Source organism: Enterobacter sp. SM3, assembly GCF_009811935.2.
In the GTDB taxonomy this organism is placed as follows: Bacteria; Pseudomonadota; Gammaproteobacteria; order Enterobacterales; family Enterobacteriaceae; genus Enterobacter; species Enterobacter asburiae_D.
Window position 1 is genome coordinate 2,193,625 of the sequence record NZ_CP099971.1, and the last position, 22,386, is coordinate 2,216,010.

Consider the following 22,386-nt stretch of genomic DNA (forward strand, 5'->3'; position numbering starts at 1 on the left):
AAGCGTTGAGGGTTGGTTTATATTCCGGATGTCATTCTGGGTGCAGGAAATAACCCTTCATCGGAATAAGGAGTCAGGCTTATGTATAAGAGCATTTTGATGCCTGTAGACGTGTTTGAAATGGATTTGAGCGACAAAGCGGTTCGCCACGCGGCAAACCTGGCGAAGGCAGAGGGCGCGTCGATTACCCTGGTCAATATTCTCCCAGCCAGCAGCCGGTCTCTGCTGCGCGGGTTCAACGCCGATATTAAAAAGTTTGAAGAGTATATGACCGCAGAATCCAACAAGAAAATGAACGAGTTAAAAAGACTGTTCGATATCGCCCCTGAGAATATTCACAGCATGGTGCGTTTTGGCAACGTCCGCGATGAAATTATCAAGCTGAGCAAGGAGGGGGAATATGATGCGATTGTCATCGGGTCGAAAAATCCGAGCATCTCCACCCATCTGCTGGGTTCAAACGCGGAATCTATTCTGCGCTACGCCACGATCCCGGTGTTAGTCGTTCGCTAATCACGCCGCCGCACCCGAAAGGGGGCGGCGAATATTACTCTTCGCTAAACCACTCGCTATTTTCCTGACGAATAAGCTGCACGGATTCGCTGATTTCCTGCAGATGCAGCGTCATCGCCTTTTCCACACCGTCCGCATCGCGTTTTTCAAGCGCGCTGAAAATATCATGATGCTGTCGAAGCAACATTTCCGGCGGGGAGACGTGATCGAGGCTCATATAGCGCACGCGGTCAATGGTGGCCTTGATGTTCTCGATGGTATCCCAGGCCAGCTGACAATCCGCAATCTGCGCCAGTTTCTGGTGGAATTCATCATCAAGCTGGAAGAAGTCATTCAGCTGCTTGCGGTCAATGGCAATGCGCTGCTGGTGCAGGTTCTGTTCCAGCAGGTAACGCTGGTTGTCGTTGATAAGCGTTGCGGCACGGCGCGCCACCGCGCATTCAATGGCCTGGCGAACGAAACAGCCGTTGCGTACCTGAGAGAGTGAAATTTTGTTCACGTAGCTGCCGCGCTGCGGGCGGATCTGAATCAGCCCGTTCTCGGCAAGCTTAATAAACGCTTCACGCACCGGCTGACGGGAAACGTCAAATCGCACGGAGACCTCTTTTTCAGAAAGCGGCGTTCCCGGTGGGATCAGGCAATGGACAATATCACGTCGCAAAATGCGATAGATTTGCTGGTTAACGGGCTGGGTGGGATTGAGTTGCGATTCAGCGGCCATGAGTTGTCATTTCTCAGAGAGTTAGCCTGAACATACTACCATTCTTTCAGGGTATGAAACAGACCCGGCCCGCAGGCCGGGAGGGGCAGATTTAGCCACGATGGACGCTAAGTCCGGCAAAACTCTGGCTGACTGGCATCATTTCTACGGTATTGATGTTGACGTGTTTTGGCAGCGTCGCCACCCACCAGACCGTTTCGGTCACATCTTCCGGCGTCAGCGCGTTAGCATTTTCGTAGGTTTTGCCCGCTTTCGCGTCATCGCCTTTGAAACGCACGTTGGAAAACTCGGTGCCGCCCACCAGGCCCGGCTCGATATCGGTGACGCGAATGGCGGTGCCGTGCAGATCGGTACGCAGGTTAAGGCTGAACTGGCGCACAAACGCCTTCGTCGCGCCATAGACGTTGCCGCCCGCGTAAGGCCAGCTCCCGGCGGTGGAACCAATATTGATAATGTGGCCGCGGTTGCGCTCGACCATGCCCGGCAGCACCGCGCGGGTCATATAGATCAGCCCTTTGTTGTTGGTGTCGATCATGTTTTCCCAGTCTTCTACGCTGGCTTTGTGCGCGGGCTCCATGCCCAGCGCCAGACCGGCATTGTTGACCAGCACGTCGATGGCGCGCCACTCGGCGGGCAGGTTGGCAATCATCTCTTCAATGGCCGCGCGGTTACGCACGTCCAGCCGCGCGGTCAGGATGCTGTCGCCTAATTCGTCTTTCAGTTCCTGCAGGCGCTCCTGACGACGGCCCGTGGCAATAACCTTATGCCCGTTGGCGACGAAGCGATGCGTGATGCTTTCACCAAAACCTGCCGTTGCCCCGGTAACTAAAATAATCATCTCACTGTTCCTCAACGCTTTTTGTGTTGTACTAACATAGCACGGCCGCAGAGGGTGCGTTAAGGCAACATTTGTATGACGGCGTTGCAGGGGATGGCGGCCTGGCCTACTCTGGGAGGATACCCGTACTCAGGAGCGAAAGATGACGGCCACGAATCCCTTTTTTGACATCAGCCTGTTGCCCTATCAGGCCCCCCATTTTGATGAAATCAACGACGGCCACTATCGCCCGGCCTTCGATGAAGCGCTTCGCCAGAAGCGGGCGGACATTGACGCCATTGTGTCTCAAACCGCTGCGCCGGACTTCACTAACACCGTGCTGGCGCTGGAGAAAAGCGGCGCCATGCTCTCGCGGGTCAGCAGCGTGTTCTTCGCCATGACCTCCGCGCACACCAATGCGTACCTGCAGGAGCTTGAGGAGCAGTTCTCCACCGAGCTTGCCGCGCTGGCGAACGATATCTGGCTGAATGACGTGCTTTTCGCCCGCGTGGAGAGCGTCTGGCAGGACCGTGCCGCGCTGGACGCCGAATCCCGTCGGCTGGTCGAGGAGACCTGGCAGCGGTTTATTCTGGCGGGCGCGCGTCTCAATGAAGCACAAAAAGCCGAGCTGAAGGCGCTGAATACCGAGGCGGCCACCCTGACCAGCCAGTTTAACCAGCGTCTGCTGGCTGCCGATAAGACAGGCGGGCTGGTGGTGGATTACGCGCACCAGCTTGACGGGCTCAGTGCCGCTGAGATCGCTGACGCTGCGCAGGCTGCCGCGGAGCGCGGGCTAAACGATCGCTGGCTGATCCCGCTTCTGAACACGACCCAGCAGCCAGCGCTTTCCGCGCTGCGCAATCGTCAGACCCGTGAAAACCTGTTCAACGCGGGCTGGACGCGCACCCAGAAAGGGGATGAAAACGACACTCGCGAGCTGATCCTCCGCCTTACGGCGCTACGTGCGCGGCAGGCCCGCCTGCTGGGCTTTGAGGATTACGCCAGCTGGAGTATCGCCGACCAGATGGCGAAAACCCCGGACGCCGCGCTGACCTTTATGCGAGGCATTGTGCCTGCCGCCCGCGCCCGTGCAGAGCGCGAGCAGGCCGATATTCAGAAAGTCATTGATGACGAGCAGGGCGGTTTCACCGCGCAGGCCTGGGACTGGGCTTATTACGCCGAGCGCGTGCGTCAGGCGAAATATGCCCTCGATGAATCGCAAATCAAACCCTATTTTGCGCTCAATACCGTATTGCAGGATGGCGTGTTCTGGGCAGCCAGCCAGCTGTTTGGCATTCGTTTTGTGGAGCGCTTCGATATTCCGGTGTATCACCCGGACGTTCGCGTCTGGGAAATTTTCGACCACACCGGTGAGGGCATGGCGCTGTTTTACGGCGACTTCTTTGCCCGCGATTCCAAGCAGGGCGGGGCGTGGATGGGGAATTTCGTCGAGCAATCCTTCGAGCTTGCTGCCCGCCCGGTGATCTACAACGTCTGTAACTACCAAAAACCGGCTAACGGCGGCGTCGCGCTTCTCTCCTGGGATGACGTGATCACCCTGTTCCACGAGTTTGGCCATACGCTGCACGGCCTGTTTGCCAGCCAGCGTTTCGCTACGCTTTCCGGCACCAATACGCCGCGTGATTTCGTTGAATTCCCGTCACAAATTAACGAGCACTGGGCCAGCCACCCACAGGTGTTTACCCACTACGCCCGCCATTACGAAACCGGTGAACCGATGCCGGACGCGCTGCGGGAAAGCATGCTCAACGCGACCCATTTCAACAAGGGTTATGACATGACGGAACTGCTGGCTGCCGCGCTGCTGGACATGAACTGGCACGGCATCGGTGAGGCCGTTTCGAGCGTAGAGGATTTTGAAGCAGCAGCGCTGAAAAAAGAGGGGCTGGATCTGCCCGCCGTACCGCCGCGCTATCGCAGCAGCTATTTTGCCCATATCTTTGGCGGGGGCTACGCGGCGGGATATTACGCCTACCTGTGGACGCAAATGCTGGCGGACGATGGCTATCAGTGGTTTGTCGAACAGGGCGGCCTGACCCGTGAAAACGGGCAAAAATTCCGCGAGGCGATTTTGTCCCGTGGTAACAGCACGGATCTGGCTGAACTTTATCGCAGCTGGCGCGGGCACGATCCGAAGATTGAACCGATGCTGGAGAATCGCGGGTTGAGCGAATAGAGTCAGTCCCGACAGACAAAAGAACCGGGCTTTGCGCCCGGTTTTTTTCTGCTGTCTGATCATATCCATGAGCGTAAACGCAGCGTTCTATCTTACGACCAGCACAGGGCATTTCGCATGCCGCACCACTGCCGCAGCGTTTGAACCCAACAGATATGTTGATATGTCAGGCTTGTGGGAGGCGATGATAATCAGGTCGGCGCCGATCGTGTCAGCGAGCTTAAGGATTTGATCCTTAGGGGATCCCGTCACGGCGTGAGTCTGAATCTTATCTGCAGGTATTTTGAATTGCTTAACAATTTCATCCAGTTTTGCTAAGGCCGCGTGCTGGAACTCTTTCATCTTCGGCATTTCCACGGAGTAGGCCAAACCTAATGATGAATAATACGGAAGCGATGGAATAACGGTAAGAAAGTGAACTTTGGCGGTGTTAAGGGCGGTATGTGCCTGAACGAACGGGATAACCATATGTGTCAGGCTATCCTCGGAAATATCAATTGGAACCAAAATTGTGTTGTACATGTGTCCCTCCTGAGTGTTTTTTGCACAACTCAGGTTAAACCGTTAATTCCAGCAAAACAGAGAGCAAGCTGTCATAACGGGTACAAATCTCGGTTCTGTGATTTAGGTACAGTCGAACTTGCCTGTTATTCCGTCGTGACGATGAACATTCTCGCTTCCTGGGCGAGCTGCCGTTCAGCCTTAATCGGCGCATATTTTTCCGAATGATAGAAGGCAAGAGCCTGATCTAGCGTCGGGAATTCAAAAATGCCTGCATAGGGTAACGGCTCAACTTCGCCTTCCAGTACCTGTGTAACAGCTCCAAAATGAACAATTTTACCTCCTGCTTCCTCTAATGCTGACGTGAAGCGTGGGGCCAGGCTGGCCTGTCTGGCAGGGTCAATAATGCGTAAGTTGATATGAACAAAGGCTGGCATAGCCGTTCCTTAAACATGATTAATAGTGTATATACATTATTAATTTTAGCATTGCTTGTCGAGATGAAATGATGAACAACATTGATGTGGCGCTGTTGAAGACCATTCCGGAAGTCTGCCCGGGGTTTCAGGCGCGCGCTACCGCTCGGGCTATTACACGCTATTACAACGCCTGCTTCAGACCTTTTGATCTGACCGCAGAGCAGTTCAGTCTGTTGGTCGGCATTGGAGGTTCCCCGAATGAAACCGTTGCGGAACTCGCCGCCAGAGCAGGGGTGGATGCGACAACGCTGAGTCGAAATATCCGTAGTCTGGAATCCCGGGGCATTATTGACTCGGCTGGAGGCCGTGGACGTGCCGGAAAACGACTCACGCTAACAGGTGAAGGCTGGCGTCTGCTTGAAGAGGTCATCCCGTTATGGCAGGCAGCTAAGGAGAAATTGTCCCATCTGATGGGCAGCGAACAGCTCAGCCTGACGACGGAGATGATGAAACGCCTGGCTAAAACCAGTGCTGCCTTATGAGGCTTTCCGCGTTATTGTCAGTGACCGTGCAAAACGGCAAAGGCTATACCGGGCGTCATGCCCGGTAATATATTTATATTGCGTGACAGCTGACGGAGGCGATAATTTTATTCCCGCCCATATTACCCATAATCAGATCGAGTAATTTTCGGTATTCCTCCCGGGTCATCACCTCCGCCCGAATTTCAGTTTTACCTTCTGCCTGCGCCGTTGCGGAATAAATCGCTTTCAGACTTAACGTCAACTCTTTCGCCATGTTTACGACGCTCTGCCGCACCGCATCTTCATGCTCATCATTACAGGTGATTTTCAGGACATAGCATTTTTCGCCTTCATGGAGCACGGGCAGTTGATTAATTCGCTGTGCGGCTTCGCGTAGCAATATGTTGGCACAGAGAATAATTAGGCTGGCCATGGCGGCATTCCAGAACTGGCCTAATCCGCACAGCACGCCAATTCCGGCCGAGCACCACAGCGTTGCGGCGGTATTCAGACCACGAATATTCATTCCTTCACGCATAATGACGCCAGCGCCAAGAAAACCAATTCCGGAGACGATCTGCGCTGCGATACGCCCCGGGCTATCAGGAGAGGTGGATACCGAACTCAAAATGAACACCGCCGCACCCGTGGCAACCAGTGCATTGGTACGAAGCCCGGCCATACGCTGGCGCCACTGTCTTTCCGCGCCAATAATTGCGCCCAGCAGCATCGCTGCGAGCAGATGAGAGATATAAGGGAACATCAGCCTGTCGCCTGTTAACGTTATTAAATAATAAGCGTCAGTGCTTTGCTAAGCACAGCATAACGCCGTTTAAATGCTAAGCGTGTCAGGACGACGGTGGTGGAAAAAGTGAATATGTAAACATGAACATCGCGATGCCCCACAAATTGAGCGGTTTTACTATTTCGGGATACAATCGCTTTAAGAGGATTGCTGCCCACCGTTTAAGGTAAGCAGCGAGAAAATTGCGCTAGCTTACCTTCGTATCGATTCTAAAATAACTTTCCAACGAAGGACTCCTGTGAAAATTTATTGCCAGTATAGGCAGGCAAGATAATGAGTAAAGCGAAAAAATGGCCTCCGTTATGAATTGTTTAAGTTCGGAGGACATTTTTTTAATGCGTCATCTGATTTTCAAAAATACCCGGTATACTACATTTCCTTTTTTACAGGCGATAACAGACAAAGGCAGGCAGTATGTCTCTTCGTTCGCTGCGGGCATTATGCCTGACAAGTTTTTTCATTGCAGATGTCCGCGATGGCCTCGGTCCTTTTCTCGGTATTTTTCTAACCGAACGCCACTGGACCCCTGATGATATCGGCATCCTGATGACGGCAGGTGGGCTGGCGGGACTACTCGCTACGCTGCCGGCGGGATTCATCACCGACACCTCACGCAGCAAGCGGACCGTGCTGGCGCTGGTGTGCCTGCTCATCACCCTTAGCACGCTCATGCTGTGGTTTAGCCAGCAAAGCGGCGTTGTCGCAGTTTCGCAAATCGTCACCGGTATCTGCGCGGCATTTGTGGGGCCGCTGATCGCCGGGATTACGCTGGGGCTGACCGGCCAGAGCGGGTTCAGCGCGCAGATGGGCAAAAATGAGGCGTTCAATCACGGCGGCAATTTTGTCACCGCGCTGATTGCGGGCGGCATTGCCTGGTACTGGGGCGTCGGCGGGATTTTCCTGCTGATGACCTGTACCACGCTGCTCACGCTGTGCGCGCTGCTTGCCATTCGCAACACGGATATTGATAACGACGCGGCGCGCGGGCTGTCCTCTTCCGCGAGCCTGCCGGTCCCCGGCTTTGCCGTGCTGATTAAAAACCGGGCGCTGTTTGTCACCGGGCTGACGCTGCTGCTGTTTCACCTGGCGAACGCTGCGCTGCTGCCGATGCTGAGCATGAGGGTGGCCGCGGCACCCGCCTCGATCAACCCTGGTTTGTACGCGGCGGGCACCGTTATCATCTCTCAGGCGGTGATGATCCCCGTTGCCATCTGGGTCGCCCACCGAATAGACCGCTACGGCTACTGGCGCTTGATTATGCTGGCACTGCTGGTGATGCCGGTGCGCGCGGCGCTGGCGGCGTCTACGGACGCGCCGTTAATGATGATCCCGGTACAAATCCTCGACGGGCTGGCCGCAGGGATCCTGGGGGTTGTGGTTCCGTCGTTTATCGTGGTGCTGCTGCGCGGGAGCGGGCACGTCAATGCCGGGCAGAGCGTGGTAATGCTGATGCAGGGGGTTGGGGCATCCATGAGCCCGGCGCTAACCGGCACGATTGCGGGTCATTACTCCTTTGCGACGGCATTCAGCGTCCTGAGCGCGATTGCGCTGGTGGCCGTCCTGCTCTGGTGGTGCTTTGCGCATCGGTCCTGGGAAACAGACAGTACGCCGGGTGGGGCATAGCCGCCACCCGGCGTCACGCTTATGCCAGTTCGTTAGGGCACGCTTCGCCTTTTTCCAGCTGCTGCAGGTTACCCAGCGTGGTTTCTGAAATGCTGATCAGCGCTTCGGCAGTCAGAAACGCCTGGTGTCCGGTAAACAGCACGTTATGGCAGGCAGACAGGCGGCGGAACACGTCGTCCTGAATCACATCATTAGACTTGTCTTCAAAGAACAGATCGCGTTCGTTCTCGTACACGTCCATCCCCAGCGCGCCAATTTTCTGGGTTTTCAGCGCTTCGATAGCGGCCTGAGAGTCAACCAGCCCGCCGCGGCTGGTGTTGATGATCATCACGCCATCTTTCATCTGGTCGAACGCCGCCTGGTTGAGCAGGTGGTAGTTCTCCGGCGTCAGCGGGCAGTGCAGGGAGATCACGTCGGACTGCGAGAACAGGGTCGGCAGGTCGACGTATTCCACGCCCAGGTCCAGCGCAGCGGCGCTCGGGTATGGATCGAACGCCAGCAGACGCATGCCGAAGCCTTTCAGAATGCGCAGGGCGGCCACGCCAATTTTACCGGTGCCGATCACGCCCGCGGTTTTGCCGTACATGGTGAAGCCGGTCAGCCCTTCCAGCGAGAAGTTGGCGTCACGGGTACGCTGATAAGCGCGGTGAATACGACGGTTGAGCGACATCATCATGCCAATCGCATGTTCCGCCACCGCTTCCGGGGAGTATGCCGGCACGCGCACCACCTTCAGACCCAGCTCTTTCGCTGCGTCGAGGTCCACGTTATTAAAGCCCGCGCAGCGCAGGGCGATGTACTTCACCCCCTGTTTTTTCAACTCTTCCAGCACCGGACGACTGCCGTCGTCGTTAACAAAAATGCAGACGCCTTCACAGCCGTGCGCCGTTTTGGCGGTTTTTTCGGACAGCAGAAAGTCGAAAAATTCAAGCTCAAACCCGTAAGCCTCGTTAACATGTTGCAGATACTTTTTGTCGTACTGCTTTGTGCTATATACCGCGAGTTTCATAAGACTTTCTCCAGTGATTTTGCATTCACGTTAGCATGATTAAAATTATCTTACAATTTCTAAAATATTATTGAATTCAATAAGTTCTATCAATTATTCTAGAGCATATGTACACCCTAACTCCATGATATTCATATCCACCGGCTTCTTAAGGGGGGCACCAGATAGATGCCTACTTATTTTATTCCAGGGGTGCTATGGGGGAAGCTTAAGTCACAGCAAGTGCTTATGTTTGGGTAAATGGTTTACCAATACCTGAAAATGTGACTACCTTTAGCTGTTGAAATAACGTAGCTCTTTGAATGTCTTAACATCGAAGGTAGTATTATTGCTATCGTTTTAAAATGACAGGGAGACCGAATGTACAACCATAATCGGGAAAAAAGTCATTTCGAGGAGAAAGTCTTAGAGATTGAAAATCTTGCGCAGCGAATTGCCACAAAGCATTTGCTTTATGGTACCTCTGGCATGTTTTTTGAAACTCAACAACTTGTTGCTCGTTTGAGAAGGGAGATTGAATCGCATTGCTTGACCTGGTCAGGGGGGATTCAAGTTCTTGATGAACAGATACATCATCTTAAGGAACAAGATGACTTACTTACCTTCAATAAGGCTAAATTATTCATTGTTGTTGAAAAAAATCGGACAACAACGACGACTTTAGCGCTTAAACAGATCGGTTTCGTTGCCGGTGGGGCGCAAGTGTATGGGGGCGCTAGTTTATGCGTCGGTTCGCTTGGTCTTGCCTGTGCTGCGTATGGTGCACCTATGATTACTCATGGGCTAAACAACATGTATGAAAATGGATACTATCTTCTCTATCGTGAAGATCGGTCTGGCACGCTAAGAGATGCTTATCGTTACGCAGCAGCGAAGCTGGGCTATGGGAATAATGAAGCTGATATTGTCTATGGTGTCGTTGATATTTCTTTATCAGCCTATGGCGCGGGCAGGAGAGTTCTGGCTCCCAGAGAAAAATCCTGGAGTCTGTTTCGCAACATCGAATCTGATTATATCAGAGGATGGCAAGAGGCTTCTAAAACAGCGATGGCTTTGGATTTGACCAGTGGAAGCGTCACAGGTTGGCAGATGTACCAGATAGCTAAAGAGAATTAATTATGTCGGAACAGTTCGAGTTGTCATTAACCCCACCGATTCTACCTGCCGTGTTCTATTTTATTGTATCTATTGCCATTTTTTGCTTGTTGTACCTCGGTAAACTCAAGGTCAACAGGCTTCGTAAATATCCTCTGTTCATCGCCTATACGCTGTTTGTGATTGCTATTGCAGCCATTCAAATTAACGTTTTTGCAAACGGCTATGAGTTTGTTAGCGGTTTTTTGCATATTGATTTTGATCCCTGGCGGTACGACTCGGTGTATTGGGGGTCATTGATATTCGCCATGCTTTACCTGCTGGCAATGCCAAGGAACAAGTATTAATTTCACAACTCTGCTCTGCGATTGTTATTGAATTTATGCGTAACCAATTGAACCTAAAATATATTCTTTAGGTTACGCATGGCAAAAAAATCACCGCTTACTATTACAGCATCTATTCTTAACTTAGCGTTAACTTCAACTCAATCGCTAAACATGCGACAATGATCGGTACTGCCGGCTTAATTCTTTCGCTAAATCAGGATATTAACTGCCCATGAAGGGTAAATACAAAGCCGCTCTTGCGCTTTTACTGCTGTTCATATTGTTGCCGCTGACGCTGCTGATGACGCTCGCCCAGTGGGTACCGACGCTCGCCGGGATCTGGCTGCCCGTCGGGACGCGCATCGCATTCGAAGAAAGCCCGAAACTGACCCGTCACGCGCTGGTGATCCCCGATCTTCGCTATCTGGTTGAAGACTGCGAAATTGCCCGTATCGATAACGTGACGCTGTCACATCCGAGCCGCTGGAAACTGGATATCGGCGCGCTGGATCTTAACTCCGTCTGTCTGAGCAAAATTCCCCAGTCTGCGCCCTCAACGGTCGCCCCCAAAACGCTGGCACAGTGGCAGGCGGTATTACCCAATACCTGGATCACGGTTCACCGTCTGACGCTGTCGCCCTGGCAGCAGTGGCAGGGCGAACTTCAGGCATCGCTGACCCCGTCCCGTCAGGAGATCGCCTATAAAGGCGAGCAGGTCAGCATTAAAGGCACGCTTCGCGGTCAGACGCTCTCGGTCAGCCAGTTCGATGTACAGCTCCCGGACCAGCCGCAGCCGATTAAGCTGGTGGGCGAGTTTACCCTGCCGCTGGTACCGGATGGCGTGCCGGTGAAAGGCCACGCGGTCGCGACCTTTAACGTGCCACAGTTAACGTCTCTGGTCGATGCCGATCTGGACTGGGAAGACAATCAGGGACAGCTGGTGGTGATGGCGCGGGACAACCCCGATCCGCTGCTCGACCTGCCGTGGCAGATCACGGCGGAGCAGCTGAACATCAGCGACGGGCGCTGGAACTGGGATCTTTCCGGTATGCCGCTGAGCGGGCGCGTGTCGCTTCGCGCGGACAACTGGCAGCAGGGGCTGGATAAAACCACCCTGACAGGACGACTGAATGTGCTTACCCAGGGTGACGCGGGGAAAGGCAACGCGGTACTGAACATTGGGCCCGGCAGGCTCAGCATGGAAAACAGCGACATGCCGCTGCATCTCAGCGGCGAGGCGAAGCAAAACGATCTCATCCTTTACGCCAAATTGCCCGCCACGCTGACCGGCAGCCTGTATGAACCGCAGCTGGCCTTTGAGCCGGGCGCGCTGCTCCGCTCGCGCGGGCGCATCATTGACTCACTCGATATCGATGAAATTCGCTGGCCGCTGGCGGGCGTGAAGCTGACGCAGAAGGGCGTGGACGGCCGCTTACAGGCTATTCTGCGCGCCCATGAAAACCAGATGGGCGATTTTGAACTCCACCTGGACGGCCAGGCCAACGACTTTTTACCTGATAACGGCCTGTGGCAATGGCGCTACTGGGGCAAAGGCGGTTTTACGCCGATGCATGCCCGCTGGGATGTTGCCGGGAAAGGCGAGTGGCGCGACAACCTTATAGAGCTGACGGCGCTCTCCACCGGTTTTGACAAGCTCCAGTACGGCACGATGGAGGTCAGCAAGCCGCGTCTGGTGCTGGAAAAACCTGTGCGCTGGTTGCGTGACCCCGAAAAGCCGACCTTCAGCGGCGCGCTGTCGCTCAACGCCGGGCAAACCCGTTTCTCCGGCGGCAGCGCGTTGCCGCCATCGGTTCTGACCTTCAGCGTCGACGGCACCGACCCGACCATTTTTCAGTTTAAGGGCGACCTCCATGCGGACAAAATCGGCCCGGTACAGGTGAACGGTCGCTGGGACGGCGTACGTCTTCGCGGGCAGGCCTGGTGGCCGAAACAGTCCCTCACCGTCTTCCAGCCGCTGATCCCGCCTGAATGGAAAATGACGCTGCGCGACGGTGAGCTTTACGCGCAGGTCGCCTTCTCGGCGGCGGCCGATCAGGGCTTTGAAGCGGGCGGGCACGGCGTGCTGAAATCCGGCAGCGCCTGGATGCCTGATAACCAGATTAACGGCGTCGATTTTGTTCTGCCGTTCCGCTTCAGCGAGGGAACCTGGTCCCTCGGGACGCGCGGGCCGGTCACGTTGCGCATCGGCGAAGTGGAAAACCTGGTGACCGCGCGCAACATAACCGCCGATCTACAGGGGGATTATCCCTGGACGGAGGACAACCCGCTGCTCCTCACCAACGTGAAGGTGGAGACCCTCGGCGGGAAGATCACTATGCAGCAGCTGCGGATGCCACAGCACGATCCGGCCCTGCTGCGCGTGGACAACATCTCCTCCAGCGAGCTGATTAGCGCCGTTAATCCGAAACAGTTTGCCATGTCAGGGCCGGTGAGCGGGGCGCTGCCGTTCTGGCTGGATAATGAAAAATGGATTATTAAGGATGGCTGGCTGACCAACCCGGGGCCAATGACGCTACGCATCGACAAAGATACGGCAGACGCCATCGTGAAAGATAATATGGTGGCGGGCGCGGCGATTAACTGGCTCCGCTATATGGAAATTTCGCGTTCGTGGACGAGAATCAATTTAGATAACCTGGGCGAATTAACCATGCAGGCGACCATCAAGGGGACCAGCCGGGTGGATGGCAAAAGCAGCTCCGTCAACCTGAACTATACCCATGACGAGAATGTCTTTACCCTCTGGCGCAGCCTGCGTTTTGGGGACAACCTGCAAACCTGGTTTGAGCAACATGCGGCGATACCTGCTCACCGCAGTTCGACTGGCAAGGAAAGTGAGGAACAACAATGAAAAAGATGGCTGGTGTGCTCACCGTTGCCGTTGCCGCGCTACTGACCGGCTGTACGCCGCGTATTGAAGTCGCTGCGCCAAAGGAGCCGATTACCATCAATATGAATGTCAAAATCGAACATGAGATCCATATTAAGGTCGATAAAGACGTTGAAACCCTGCTGAAATCGCGCAGCGATCTGTTCTGAGGATGCCATGAAACGATTAGCTCTGATTTTACTGGCGCTGGGGATGAACGTGCAGGCGGCTGCGCTGACCTTAAACGATGCCCGGGCGCAGGGGCGCGTGGGGGAAACCCTTAGCGGTTATATTGCCCCGATTCAACAGGATGCGGAAACGCTGGCGCTGGTCAATCGTATCAATGCGGCACGCACGGAAAACTACCAGAAGCTGGCTGACAGCAATAATTTGCCGGTCGATGAAGTGGCCAAAATGGCAGGTCAAAAGCTGGTTGCCCGCGCGCAGCCGGGCGAATACGTGAAGGGTATTAACGGAAAATGGCTCAAAAAGTAGTTAGCGGTAGCGCCTGCGGTATTCACCCGGCGAGACGCCAAAACGCTGCTTAAACGCCGTTGAAAAATGGCTATGGTCGGTGAACCCCCAGCTGTAGCCAATGCCCGCCAGCTTTTCATCATCACCGGCAGCGCGCAGTACCTGCGCACACAGATCCAGACGACGGTTTTTGATGTACTGCGCCACCACCAGCCCCTTTTCGGCAAACATGCGATAGAGGCTGCGCACGGACATACCGCTCTCGGCGGCAATCCATTCCGGGCGCAGTGATTCAGACTGAATATGGTCGTCAATCAGCGCCACCACATGCTGGAACTGACGTTCCTTGCGCGGCTGAATGATTTCACGCTGCTGGAAAGCGGGGCGCAGCAGGCAGATCATCGCTTCGAGCGCCGCTTCGCTCTCCCGGTCACTCAGGTCGGCATTGCTCATGCTCTCCATCAGCAGGCGGTGGCTCAGCTGTACCGTGGGCAAGGTGCGGGAAAGGGCCGTCGCGCAGCTTATCTCCTGGAAACGACACTGCTGCTCAATAATCTGACGGGGAACCAGCAGCGAAACCTGGCGGGATTTTTCCCGCCAGTTGATCGAGCAGGGACGTGACGCGTCAATCAGCGTGATATCACCGGTTCTGAGTACCGCCCGACGCTCATCCTGTTCAATTTCCGCGCTGCCTTCAAGCTGGAACACGGTATAGAACCAGGCATCGTTACTCTGAGCGATTTCCTGACGGGAGCGGAACAGGTTAACCCCGCCTGCGGTCACGGTGCTGAGCTTCAGGCTGCGCGCATAGCTGGTCTCCAGCTCGCCGAAGAACTTCCCCCCGGTGGGCTGCGCGTTAAAACGCCCGCAAACCTGGTTAATTTGCGCCAGCCACTGCTGATACTGTTCCTGCTCGCTTGCACACGCCATCGCTTCTCTCACTGCACCGTCAACGTTTTCGCATTGTTGCATTTGTGTTGCATTTTGTCAGAGCTATGAGGCTGACTATAGGAAAGAACACTCACCGGTAACAGCGTTATAAGCGGCAATTATCGCGATTTGCGGAGCCTGTCACAGGTGGCAAAGCGAATGTCACAGAGACAAAAGCGAGAATGCAAAACCCCACTTAGACTGGATGGACACCCTGCGAAGAATAACGAAGGAGTATCCTATGTCTGAATCACAGGTGGCCATTCAGCCTGCCGTACAACAATTTTTAGACCGACAGCATGGCCTGTGGATTGAAGGGCGTCAGGCCGCGTCGGACAGTGAAAAACGGCTGAACGTCTTCAACCCGGCCACAGGCGAGGTCATTGCCTCGACTGCCGATGCCAGCGTCGATGACGTTGACCGTGCCGTCATGTCCGGCTGGCGCGCGTTTGTCGCCCGCAGCTGGGCCGGAAAACTGCCGGCAGAGCGCGAGCGGATCCTGCTTCATTTTGCCGATCTGGTTGAACAGCACAGCGAGGAGCTGGCCCAGCTTGAAACGTTGGAGCAGGGCAAATCCATTAACATTTCCCGCATGTTTGAAGTCAGCTGCACCCTGAACTGGATGCGCTATACCGCCGGGCTGACCACCAAAATTTCGGGTAAGACCCTCGACCTTTCCATCCCGCTGCCGCAGGGCGCCCGCTATCAGGCGTGGACGCGTAAGGAGCCGGTTGGCGTGGTGGCCGGGATTGTGCCCTGGAACTTCCCGCTGATGATCGGGATGTGGAAAGTGATGCCTGCGCTGGCCGCGGGCTGCTCTATTGTCATCAAGCCGTCAGAAACCACCCCGCTGACCATGCTGCGGGTGGCGGAACTGGCAAGCGAAGCGGGCATTCCGGACGGGGTGTTCAACGTGGTAACCGGGAGCGGCGCGGTGTGCGGCGCAGCGCTGACCTCGCATCCGCATATTGCAAAGGTGAGCTTTACCGGCTCAACGGCGACGGGCAAGCAAATCGCCCGCGCGGCGGCGGATACGCTAACCGGGGTGACCCTGGAGCTGGGTGGGAAAAACCCGGCTATCGTACTGAAAGACGCGGATCCGGCGTGGGTGATCGAAGGCCTGATGACCGGCAGCTTCCTGAACCAGGGGCAGGTGTGCGCGGCGAGCTCGCGCATCTACATTGAAGCGCCGCTGTTTGACACGCTGGTCAGCGGGTTTGAGCAGGCGGTGAAATCCCTGAGCGTCGGGCCGGGCATGTCGCCAGAAGCGTTTATCAACCCTCTGGTGTCGCGCGCGCACTGCGACAAGGTGCAGACCTTCCTTGATGAAGCGAAGTCGCGCAACGCGGAGCTGATCGTCGGTAACCGGGGGCCGGAAGGCAAAGGCTATTACGTTTCGCCGACGCTGGTGGTGAACCCGGATGCCTCACTGCGCCTGACGCGTGAAGAGGTGTTTGGCCCGGTGGTCAACGTGGTGCGCGTCGCCGACGGGGAAGAGGCACTCCAGCTGGCAAACGACAGCGAATATGGCCTGACGGCCAGCGTCTGGACGCAGAATATCAGCAAGGCGCTGGAGTATACCGACAGGCTGCAGGCGGGCACCGTCTGGGTGAACAGCCATACGCTGATCGACGCCAACCTGCCTTTCGGCGGCATGAAGCAGTCCGGCACCGGGCGTGACTTTGGCCCGGACTGGCTGGACGGCTGGTGTGAAACCAAGTCGGTTTGCGTGCGGTATTAAAAAACAAGCCGGGTAAGCGCAGCGCCACCCGGCTTTTATTTACAGCGCCCACCGATCCCGCCCGGCCTCCTTCGCCCGATACAGCGCTGCATCGGCGCGAGCGATGATCTCGGTGCCCGCTAACCCTTCCGCCATGCTCGCAATCCCCATGCTCACGGTGACATGGTCGCTAACGGTTGACGCGCTGTGCGGTATGGACTCCGCGCGCAGGCCGTCCTGTATGCGTAAGGCCACCTTTTCAGCAATGTTTTCCGGGCAGTTAAACAGGATCACCACGAACTCCTCGCCGCCGTAGCGTGACACTACATCGTCAGGCGTCCGCACCGATGTTTTAAGCACTTCAGCCACGCGAGTCAGGCACTCGTCACCGGCCTGATGTCCGTAGGTATCGTTGTAACGCTTGAAGTAATCGACATCCAGCATAATCAGGGTAAAGGTTTTTCCCTGCTCAACCGCATTTTCCAGCACCAGCTCCATCGCCCGGCGGTTGGCTGTCTTCGTCAGGGGATCCTGATGCGCCAGCGCATCCAGACGCGAAATCAAGAGTTGGTTCTGCTGGTTGCGACGCCAGGCCTCTTCAAACCAGCTCAGCAAGATAAAACGCCCGAAAATGAGAATGAGCGTAAAAACGACCCACAATCCAGCAAAGCGAATGTTGATCCCCGTATTCTGCGCCATACTGGCAACGGGCATGGTAAGCCAGAGCGGCAGAATAAAGGATATCAGACCAACAGGATGAAAATAGAGCGCCGTCATCCCGGCCATCAGCAGGGTGACAAAAATCGGCCATGGATGAGGAAGGTGTACGTCGTGGATGAACCAGTAACAACATAGCGACCAGAGCACGCTGCAAATAAACAGAACCACGCTGATACCCGCTATATGGCGCCAGGCCATCAGCGTTAGCGCAGCGGACAGAATGATCACGCCCAGCATCGAGGCGTCAACCATAAACCGGAGATGTGGTTCGACGTGTAAAAGGTTATCAATGTTGCCGAAAAGGACATTGCGCAGCAGGACCATCAGCGCAAAGCTAAAATTAACAAACGCCAGCCACGACAGGTTCGTTTCCAGCCCGTGAAGCACCATCGATTTGCGGGAGGGCCACGTAGCCAGCTCTGGCGTGGTGTTGTGTCTTTTTTCCATTGAAGCCATTTTCCATTACGTGGGACACAGATATAAAAAAGGGCGGATAGTCCGCCCCTGATGCATGCTGAGCGTTACGGTGTCACAATGTTAAACCAGAAATCAAATTTATCCATATATCCAAGCATTGAATCAAGTTTAGCTCCGTCACCGGTGAGTTTCACGTCGCCGTTCTGTTCTGCCTGCTTGAGCGTTACCTCTTTGAGGATAATTTTGTTCAGCGTGTCGCGGTTAAGGGTGACGGTGGCGTCAGCGTCATTAGCCTCGGCGTTCGCCGTGTGGTTCAGCACGCCGTTTTCCAGTTCGAGTTTGTACTTCCCGCCATCGCTGCCCAAATCGATGTTAAACACCGATTTAGCCTCACCGGCTTTTTGTCCGTTGATATGGACAGCCAGATAGTCAAAGAACATCTCCGGCGTCATCGCGCGCACCGTATCCGGGCTGGCGGTATTCGGCGTTGGACCTTTCACCACGCCGTTACGCAGCTCCTGCGCACCGGTCAGGTAGAAGTTACGCCACGGGCCAGACTCAGCCTGATAGCCAAGCTGTTCCAGCGCATCCGCTTCCAGGTTACGTGCCGCCTGGTTATTTGGATCGGCAAAGACCACCTTGCTCACCACCTGCGCCACCCAGCGGTAGTTCCCCTGGTCGAAGTCGGTTTTCGCCTTGTTCAGGATGGCATCCGCGCCGCCCATATACTCCACGAATTTCTTCGCGGCTTCTTCAGGCGGCAGTTCATCCAGCGTCGCCGGGTTGCCGTCAAACCAGCCCAGATACAGCACATAGGTGGCTTTCACGTCATGGCTCACCGAGCCGTAATAGCCGCGGTTAGCCCAGGTATGCGCCAGTGAATCCGGGAGCTTGAAGTTCGCGGCGATTTCGTCGCGCGTCAGCCCTTCGTTTGCCATTCGCAGCGTCTGGTCGTTGATGTAACGATAGAGGTCACGCTGGCTTTTCAGCAGCTTGACCACGTTTTCGTTGCCCCAGGTCGGCCAGTGGTGCTGCGCCATGATGATTTCAGCTTTGTCACCCCAGCGCACAATCGCCTGGTTGATGTATTTCGACCACGGCAGCGGCTCGCGGATTTTGGCACCGCGCAGCGAGTAGGTGTTGTGCAGGGTATGGGTCACATCCTCAGCGGATTCAATCAGCTTTTTCTCTTCGATATACCAGAGCATTTCGGAAGGCGCTTCAGAGCCCGGTGCGAGCATAAAGTCATAGGTCAGGCCGTCGATGACCTCTTTCTGGCCGTCTTTCTCGATGATATTGGTCGGGGCAATCAGCGTCACCGTTCCGGCGGAGGTCGTTGTTCCAAGACCGGCACCCACCTGGCCTTTGGCATCAGGCTTCAGCAGGTTGCCGTACATATAGCTGGCGCGGCGGCTCATCACGTTACCCGCCATGATATTCTCGGCAACGGCCGCTTCCATAAACCCGGCAGGCGCGTAGACCTTCACTTTGCCGGACTTCACGTCGGCTTCATCCACCACGCCGCGCACGCCGCCATAGTGGTCAACGTGGCTGTGGGTATAAATGATGGCGACGACCGGTTTTTTGCCGCGATTTTTAAAATAGAGATCCATCCCGACCTTCGCCGTTTCTGCCGACACCAGCGGGTCAACCACGGTAATACCTTCTTTGCCTTCAATGATGGTCATATTTGACAGGTCAATATTTCGGATCTGATATACGCCATCGGTCACTTCAAACAGGCCGCTAATATTAATCAGCTGAGATTGACGCCATAAGCTGGGATTAACGGAGTCCGGCGCTTTATCGCCTTCTTTAATAAACGAATACTGCTGTGGATCCCAGATAATATTGCCTTGTTCCCCTTTGATAATTTCCTGAGGAAGAGGGGCAATAAACCCTTTATGGGCGTCCGTAAAATCGGTGTTGTCGGAGAAAGGAAGCTGATTAAACAGGGCATTATTGGCTTGTTGCGTTGCGGCCGTGGCGTCCTTCGGGGCTTCTGCGGCATACGCGGAGCTGACGGAAATAACAAGTCCAGCCAGAGCAAGACTCCTGACGATCAAATTGAATTTCATCCTAACCTCTCAGTGGTGTATTACGTCGTTCGTGGAAACTTCGTGTCCTGGCTGAAAGTGGTTCAAGAAATGCAATAGAAATAAACGAGGTAGAAATAACTATAATCGGGGAGAGGTATTCAGCAAGTAAATAGATGAAAAACCGGGCATTGCGCCCGGTGCGTTATTTATTTCTGTTCGTCTTTCTTTTTCCCGAGCGTTGGCGTCTCGTCGAAGAAGTTCCACGGTTTAAGCAGGGTGTGCACCCATTCCGTCGGCATGATCGGCCACTCCTCCGCGCGGGCGACGTGGGTGGTGCCGGTGGTCATCCAGACCACGTCATCCTGGTCGTTGAGCGATTCGTTATCCTTGCTGTACTGCCCCAGGCCCGTGTCGTGGATGGAGCGGTTCGGGAATTTCCCTTCCGGGTAAAGTTCATCCGGGTGGTAACGGGTCACCCACAGCTGTTTGTCCATAAAGCTCAGGCGATGGTAGATCCACTCGTCCGGGGCAAATTTCGCGCCGGTCGCCACCGGGTGCGTACCGCCCGCGTAAGGGATAATCTGGTATGAGACCGGGTTGCCCATGCGATTCTCTTTACTGGTGTTGCTCAGCAGCCGAATGGTGCCCGGGTCGAATTTCTGCGCCGCCTGCTGCTCGGTATCAATATCGTACTGATTGATCTGCATGGTGCTGGTGCGCGGGCCTCCGGCGGTATTCGGCTTCACTTCCGGATCCATCGCAACCAGCTTGTTGTTGATGCCGTCCACGTCCATATCAAGACGGAAGTTGTAGATGTGCTGGTGGGTGGTGCCCACGATGTTATGGTCGATCAGCGTGCCGTATTTTGTGTCGTCTTTGGCGGTGGCGTCGTGCATGGTTTTCGCCTGAACGCCTTTCACCGCTTCGATACCCGTCGCGCCAGCATCAATGCCGATGGTGCCATTTTCATGGAACACCCAGTCGAAGATGTAATCGTAGTTGCCCACGGTACTCACCCAGCGTACCACCAGCTCGCGGCGCTCGGTGCTGACGTTTGGCTGGCCCATCTCCTGATGTTTGTATTCCGGCCCCGCGTAGCGTTCGAAAATGGCGATCGCGCGCGGGATCTCCATCGGCGCGCCGGTGTAATCCGGGATGGTTTCATTGAGCATCACGGCGTTGGACGGCACGTCTTTACCGCGCACCAGCGGTGAGGTTAGGGTGCCCATACCGTAGTCGCCGGAGTCGAGATAGGCTTTAAAGTACCAGCCCACGTCCGGATCGCCGTAAGGGACGATCATGCCGCCAAGCGACCCCTGATACATAATCTGGCGCTTTTTGCCGTTGTCGTTATAGGTGACGGTTGAAATCATCGGGCCGACGCGGGAGTCCAGGCTCAGGTGGAAATCCCAGTTCTGCCAGTGCACCATATCCCCGGTGATGGTGTAGTTCTTGCCTTCCGGCTCAGTGATGTTGAGCGGTTTTTTCGGCGTCTCAACGCGGTCGCGGCCATCATAGGGACGCGGGGTCATGGGAACTGGAACAACGGCGCCTTCTTCAATCTTCTGGATCTTTTTCTGTTCAAGATCGACCACGGCCACCAGGTTCTCAATCGGGTGCGCCCAGTAGTTGCCGTCGCCGACATCCAGATAGCTCACCACCTTCAGCAGGCGATCTTCCTGCTTCAGGCCGTCTTTACCGTCGAAATAGCCGACGGTCAGCGGCGTGGTAATCACTTTTTTCGGGTCGGTGATACCGTGCTTTTTAAGCACCTCGGCAAACTCTGTGCTCTCGTTGATAATCTGCTGAACCGCGGTGAAATCATCCAGCAGCACCATGCCGTGCGCGTCTTTCACCGGTTCCCAGCGCAGGATTTTTTTATCCTTCAGGTCCACCACGCTTTCGATAACGTGTTTTCCATCAAGCATGACGATCTTCGCCTGGCGGGGGGCATCCACGGCCGTACCGTTAAGCACAAAGTCCCACACTTTAGCTTTCTCAGGCTCTGCAAGGGCAATCTGGGTAAAGCGGGTATTCGGTTTAAAATCCGCCGAGGCTTTCACAATCTCAACGGCCTGCTTAATTTCGTCCGCCGTTAGCGCGTTTAGCGGGTGAGGGCGTTTTTCAACCTGGAAGGTCTGATCGAGTCCTGACTGGAAAACATCATTGATGAAGGTATCGGAAATAAAGGCTTTCTTGCCTTTCATCACCACCGGCACCTCAAGCCTGAGGGTTTTACCGTTGACGATGGCGGTTTTTGCGCCCGGTTTAACCTTCACAAAGGCACCGTCTTTCGCAATGGTGAACATCTGTGCGTAATCATCCCACTGAACGTCCGCGCCAAAGTCCTGCAGCGTTTTGTCCATCGGGACCATATGCGCCTCGCTGCCGTGGGCGAAAACAGGGGATTGCCAGGCGCAACACAGCGCAACGGCCATGGCCAGCGCCGTTCTACGGGCAGAAAAAGAAGAATTGCTTCCCATCGTAGACCTCATCTTGTTGTGTTTATACCCGTCATACTTCAAGTTGCAGGTGCGTTGGCTGCACTCACTCACCCCAGTCACGTACTTATGTACGCTCCCGGGGATTCGTTCCCTTGCCGCCTTCCTGCAACTCGAATTATTTAGGGTTTATTGTGTTGTG

Annotated in this window: 20 protein-coding genes; 10 read left to right on the forward strand and 10 right to left on the reverse strand. The window is 55.1% G+C overall.

The features are described from left to right. The first annotated feature begins 81 nt into the window (after positions 1 to 81). Positions 82 to 513, forward strand: a complete 432-nt coding sequence (locus GVO84_RS10400) for a universal stress protein (protein WP_159514056.1) — start codon at positions 82 to 84, stop codon at positions 511 to 513. A gap of 34 nt (positions 514 to 547) precedes the next feature. On the opposite strand, the gene GVO84_RS10405 is transcribed toward GVO84_RS10400, so the two are convergent. Together GVO84_RS10405 and ydfG are read right to left on the reverse strand one after the other, a co-directional pair. Continuing rightward, on the reverse strand, positions 548 to 1,234 hold the full coding sequence (locus GVO84_RS10405) for a GntR family transcriptional regulator (RefSeq protein WP_159514057.1): 687 nt from the start codon (positions 1,232 to 1,234) through the stop codon (positions 548 to 550). A 91-nt stretch (positions 1,235 to 1,325) separates the two neighbouring features. Then, the gene (gene ydfG, locus GVO84_RS10410) at positions 1,326 to 2,072 is read right to left on the reverse strand and encodes a bifunctional NADP-dependent 3-hydroxy acid dehydrogenase/3-hydroxypropionate dehydrogenase YdfG (RefSeq protein WP_159514058.1); all 747 of its coding nucleotides are present in this window, start codon (positions 2,070 to 2,072) and stop codon (positions 1,326 to 1,328) included. A 142-nt stretch (positions 2,073 to 2,214) separates the two neighbouring features. Between ydfG and dcp the strand changes: the two genes are divergently transcribed. Then, the gene (dcp, locus tag GVO84_RS10415; protein ID WP_159514059.1) at positions 2,215 to 4,248 is read left to right on the forward strand and encodes a peptidyl-dipeptidase Dcp; all 2,034 of its coding nucleotides are present in this window, start codon (positions 2,215 to 2,217) and stop codon (positions 4,246 to 4,248) included. Positions 4,249 to 4,335: 87 nt separating this feature from the next. Here dcp and uspF read toward each other — a convergent pair whose 3' ends face one another. Further along, the gene (gene uspF / locus GVO84_RS10420; RefSeq protein ID WP_121423589.1) at positions 4,336 to 4,770 is read right to left on the reverse strand and encodes a universal stress protein UspF; all 435 of its coding nucleotides are present in this window, start codon (positions 4,768 to 4,770) and stop codon (positions 4,336 to 4,338) included. Between the two features lie 125 nt (positions 4,771 to 4,895). Next, entirely contained in the window at positions 4,896 to 5,186 is a 291-nt protein-coding gene (locus GVO84_RS10425) for a DUF1330 domain-containing protein (protein WP_121423590.1), read from the reverse strand. Positions 5,187 to 5,254: 68 nt separating this feature from the next. On the opposite strand from GVO84_RS10425, the gene GVO84_RS10430 reads away from it, so the two are divergent. After that, a complete protein-coding gene (locus tag GVO84_RS10430) occupies positions 5,255 to 5,710 on the forward strand; it encodes a MarR family winged helix-turn-helix transcriptional regulator (RefSeq protein ID WP_236545809.1) in 456 nt (151 codons plus the stop codon). A gap of 73 nt (positions 5,711 to 5,783) precedes the next feature. On the opposite strand, the gene GVO84_RS10435 is transcribed toward GVO84_RS10430, so the two are convergent. Then, a complete protein-coding gene (locus GVO84_RS10435; protein ID WP_033145409.1) occupies positions 5,784 to 6,455 on the reverse strand; it encodes an MgtC family protein in 672 nt (223 codons plus the stop codon). Positions 6,456 to 6,911: 456 nt separating this feature from the next. On the opposite strand from GVO84_RS10435, the gene GVO84_RS10440 reads away from it, so the two are divergent. Further along, positions 6,912 to 8,120, forward strand: coding sequence for an MFS transporter (locus GVO84_RS10440; protein ID WP_159514060.1), 1,209 nt, complete (start codon positions 6,912 to 6,914; stop codon positions 8,118 to 8,120). 19 nt (positions 8,121 to 8,139) lie between these two features. Here the strand turns inward: GVO84_RS10440 and GVO84_RS10445 are convergent, their stop codons facing one another. After that, entirely contained in the window at positions 8,140 to 9,129 is a 990-nt protein-coding gene (locus tag GVO84_RS10445; protein ID WP_008502392.1) for a 2-hydroxyacid dehydrogenase, read from the reverse strand. A gap of 360 nt (positions 9,130 to 9,489) precedes the next feature. Here GVO84_RS10445 and GVO84_RS10450 point away from each other — a divergent pair, with 360 nt between their 5' ends. The 5 genes from GVO84_RS10450 to GVO84_RS10470 all read left to right on the forward strand — a co-directional run bounded on the left by GVO84_RS10450 (position 9,490) and on the right by GVO84_RS10470 (position 13,938). Next, positions 9,490 to 10,245, forward strand: coding sequence for a DUF4225 domain-containing protein (locus GVO84_RS10450; protein ID WP_032657465.1), 756 nt, complete (start codon positions 9,490 to 9,492; stop codon positions 10,243 to 10,245). Between the two features lie 2 nt (positions 10,246 to 10,247). Next, a complete protein-coding gene (locus GVO84_RS10455; RefSeq protein ID WP_121423593.1) occupies positions 10,248 to 10,571 on the forward strand; it encodes a hypothetical protein in 324 nt (107 codons plus the stop codon). Between the two features lie 214 nt (positions 10,572 to 10,785). Next, on the forward strand, positions 10,786 to 13,425 hold the full coding sequence (locus tag GVO84_RS10460) for a YdbH family protein (protein ID WP_159514061.1): 2,640 nt from the start codon (positions 10,786 to 10,788) through the stop codon (positions 13,423 to 13,425). Then, positions 13,422 to 13,613 carry a YnbE family lipoprotein gene (locus GVO84_RS10465; protein WP_014169918.1) on the forward strand — a complete coding sequence of 64 codons (192 nt, stop codon included), beginning with the start codon at positions 13,422 to 13,424 and terminating at the stop codon, positions 13,611 to 13,613. The genes GVO84_RS10460 and GVO84_RS10465 overlap by 4 nt, the downstream gene beginning before the upstream one ends. 7 nt (positions 13,614 to 13,620) lie before the next feature. Then, a complete protein-coding gene (locus GVO84_RS10470) occupies positions 13,621 to 13,938 on the forward strand; it encodes a YdbL family protein (protein ID WP_064672419.1) in 318 nt (105 codons plus the stop codon). Here GVO84_RS10470 and feaR read toward each other — a convergent pair whose 3' ends face one another. Further along, positions 13,939 to 14,847, reverse strand: coding sequence for a transcriptional regulator FeaR (gene feaR, locus GVO84_RS10475; protein ID WP_159515627.1), 909 nt, complete (start codon positions 14,845 to 14,847; stop codon positions 13,939 to 13,941). It lies immediately after the preceding gene. Positions 14,848 to 15,088: 241 nt separating this feature from the next. Between feaR and GVO84_RS10480 the strand changes: the two genes are divergently transcribed. Next, a complete protein-coding gene (locus tag GVO84_RS10480) occupies positions 15,089 to 16,588 on the forward strand; it encodes an aldehyde dehydrogenase family protein (protein WP_159514062.1) in 1,500 nt (499 codons plus the stop codon). A gap of 39 nt (positions 16,589 to 16,627) precedes the next feature. Here the strand turns inward: GVO84_RS10480 and GVO84_RS10485 are convergent, their stop codons facing one another. From GVO84_RS10485 to tynA, 3 genes are all read right to left on the reverse strand, one after another. Continuing rightward, positions 16,628 to 17,734 (reverse strand): GGDEF domain-containing protein, encoded by a 1,107-nt coding sequence (locus tag GVO84_RS10485; RefSeq protein WP_159514063.1) that lies wholly within the window; start codon positions 17,732 to 17,734, stop codon positions 16,628 to 16,630. A gap of 74 nt (positions 17,735 to 17,808) precedes the next feature. After that, the gene (locus GVO84_RS10490; RefSeq protein WP_159514064.1) at positions 17,809 to 19,782 is read right to left on the reverse strand and encodes an alkyl/aryl-sulfatase; all 1,974 of its coding nucleotides are present in this window, start codon (positions 19,780 to 19,782) and stop codon (positions 17,809 to 17,811) included. A 167-nt stretch (positions 19,783 to 19,949) separates the two neighbouring features. Next, on the reverse strand, positions 19,950 to 22,226 hold the full coding sequence (gene tynA, locus GVO84_RS10495) for a primary-amine oxidase (protein ID WP_159514065.1): 2,277 nt from the start codon (positions 22,224 to 22,226) through the stop codon (positions 19,950 to 19,952). Positions 22,227 to 22,386: the final 160 nt, after the last annotated feature.

Coding starts and splice junctions, on each gene's coding strand:
- GVO84_RS10400 (WP_159514056.1), top strand. CDS start 82: ATGTATAAGAGCATTTTGATGCCTGTAGACGTGTTTGAAATGGATTTG.
- GVO84_RS10470 (WP_064672419.1), top strand. CDS start 13,621: ATGAAACGATTAGCTCTGATTTTACTGGCGCTGGGGATGAACGTGCAG.
- uspF (WP_121423589.1), bottom strand. CDS start 4,770: ATGTACAACACAATTTTGGTTCCAATTGATATTTCCGAGGATAGCCTG.
- GVO84_RS10425 (WP_121423590.1), bottom strand. CDS start 5,186: ATGCCAGCCTTTGTTCATATCAACTTACGCATTATTGACCCTGCCAGA.
- GVO84_RS10480 (WP_159514062.1), top strand. CDS start 15,089: ATGTCTGAATCACAGGTGGCCATTCAGCCTGCCGTACAACAATTTTTA.
- GVO84_RS10430 (WP_236545809.1), top strand. CDS start 5,255: ATGATGAACAACATTGATGTGGCGCTGTTGAAGACCATTCCGGAAGTC.
- GVO84_RS10440 (WP_159514060.1), top strand. CDS start 6,912: ATGTCTCTTCGTTCGCTGCGGGCATTATGCCTGACAAGTTTTTTCATT.
- GVO84_RS10450 (WP_032657465.1), top strand. CDS start 9,490: ATGTACAACCATAATCGGGAAAAAAGTCATTTCGAGGAGAAAGTCTTA.
- GVO84_RS10435 (WP_033145409.1), bottom strand. CDS start 6,455: ATGTTCCCTTATATCTCTCATCTGCTCGCAGCGATGCTGCTGGGCGCA.
- GVO84_RS10455 (WP_121423593.1), top strand. CDS start 10,248: ATGTCGGAACAGTTCGAGTTGTCATTAACCCCACCGATTCTACCTGCC.
- tynA (WP_159514065.1), bottom strand. CDS start 22,226: ATGGGAAGCAATTCTTCTTTTTCTGCCCGTAGAACGGCGCTGGCCATG.
- dcp (WP_159514059.1), top strand. CDS start 2,215: ATGACGGCCACGAATCCCTTTTTTGACATCAGCCTGTTGCCCTATCAG.
- feaR (WP_159515627.1), bottom strand. CDS start 14,847: ATGGCGTGTGCAAGCGAGCAGGAACAGTATCAGCAGTGGCTGGCGCAA.
- GVO84_RS10445 (WP_008502392.1), bottom strand. CDS start 9,129: ATGAAACTCGCGGTATATAGCACAAAGCAGTACGACAAAAAGTATCTG.
- ydfG (WP_159514058.1), bottom strand. CDS start 2,072: ATGATTATTTTAGTTACCGGGGCAACGGCAGGTTTTGGTGAAAGCATC.
- GVO84_RS10460 (WP_159514061.1), top strand. CDS start 10,786: ATGAAGGGTAAATACAAAGCCGCTCTTGCGCTTTTACTGCTGTTCATA.
- GVO84_RS10465 (WP_014169918.1), top strand. CDS start 13,422: ATGAAAAAGATGGCTGGTGTGCTCACCGTTGCCGTTGCCGCGCTACTG.
- GVO84_RS10485 (WP_159514063.1), bottom strand. CDS start 17,734: ATGGAAAAAAGACACAACACCACGCCAGAGCTGGCTACGTGGCCCTCC.
- GVO84_RS10405 (WP_159514057.1), bottom strand. CDS start 1,234: ATGGCCGCTGAATCGCAACTCAATCCCACCCAGCCCGTTAACCAGCAA.
- GVO84_RS10490 (WP_159514064.1), bottom strand. CDS start 19,782: ATGAAATTCAATTTGATCGTCAGGAGTCTTGCTCTGGCTGGACTTGTT.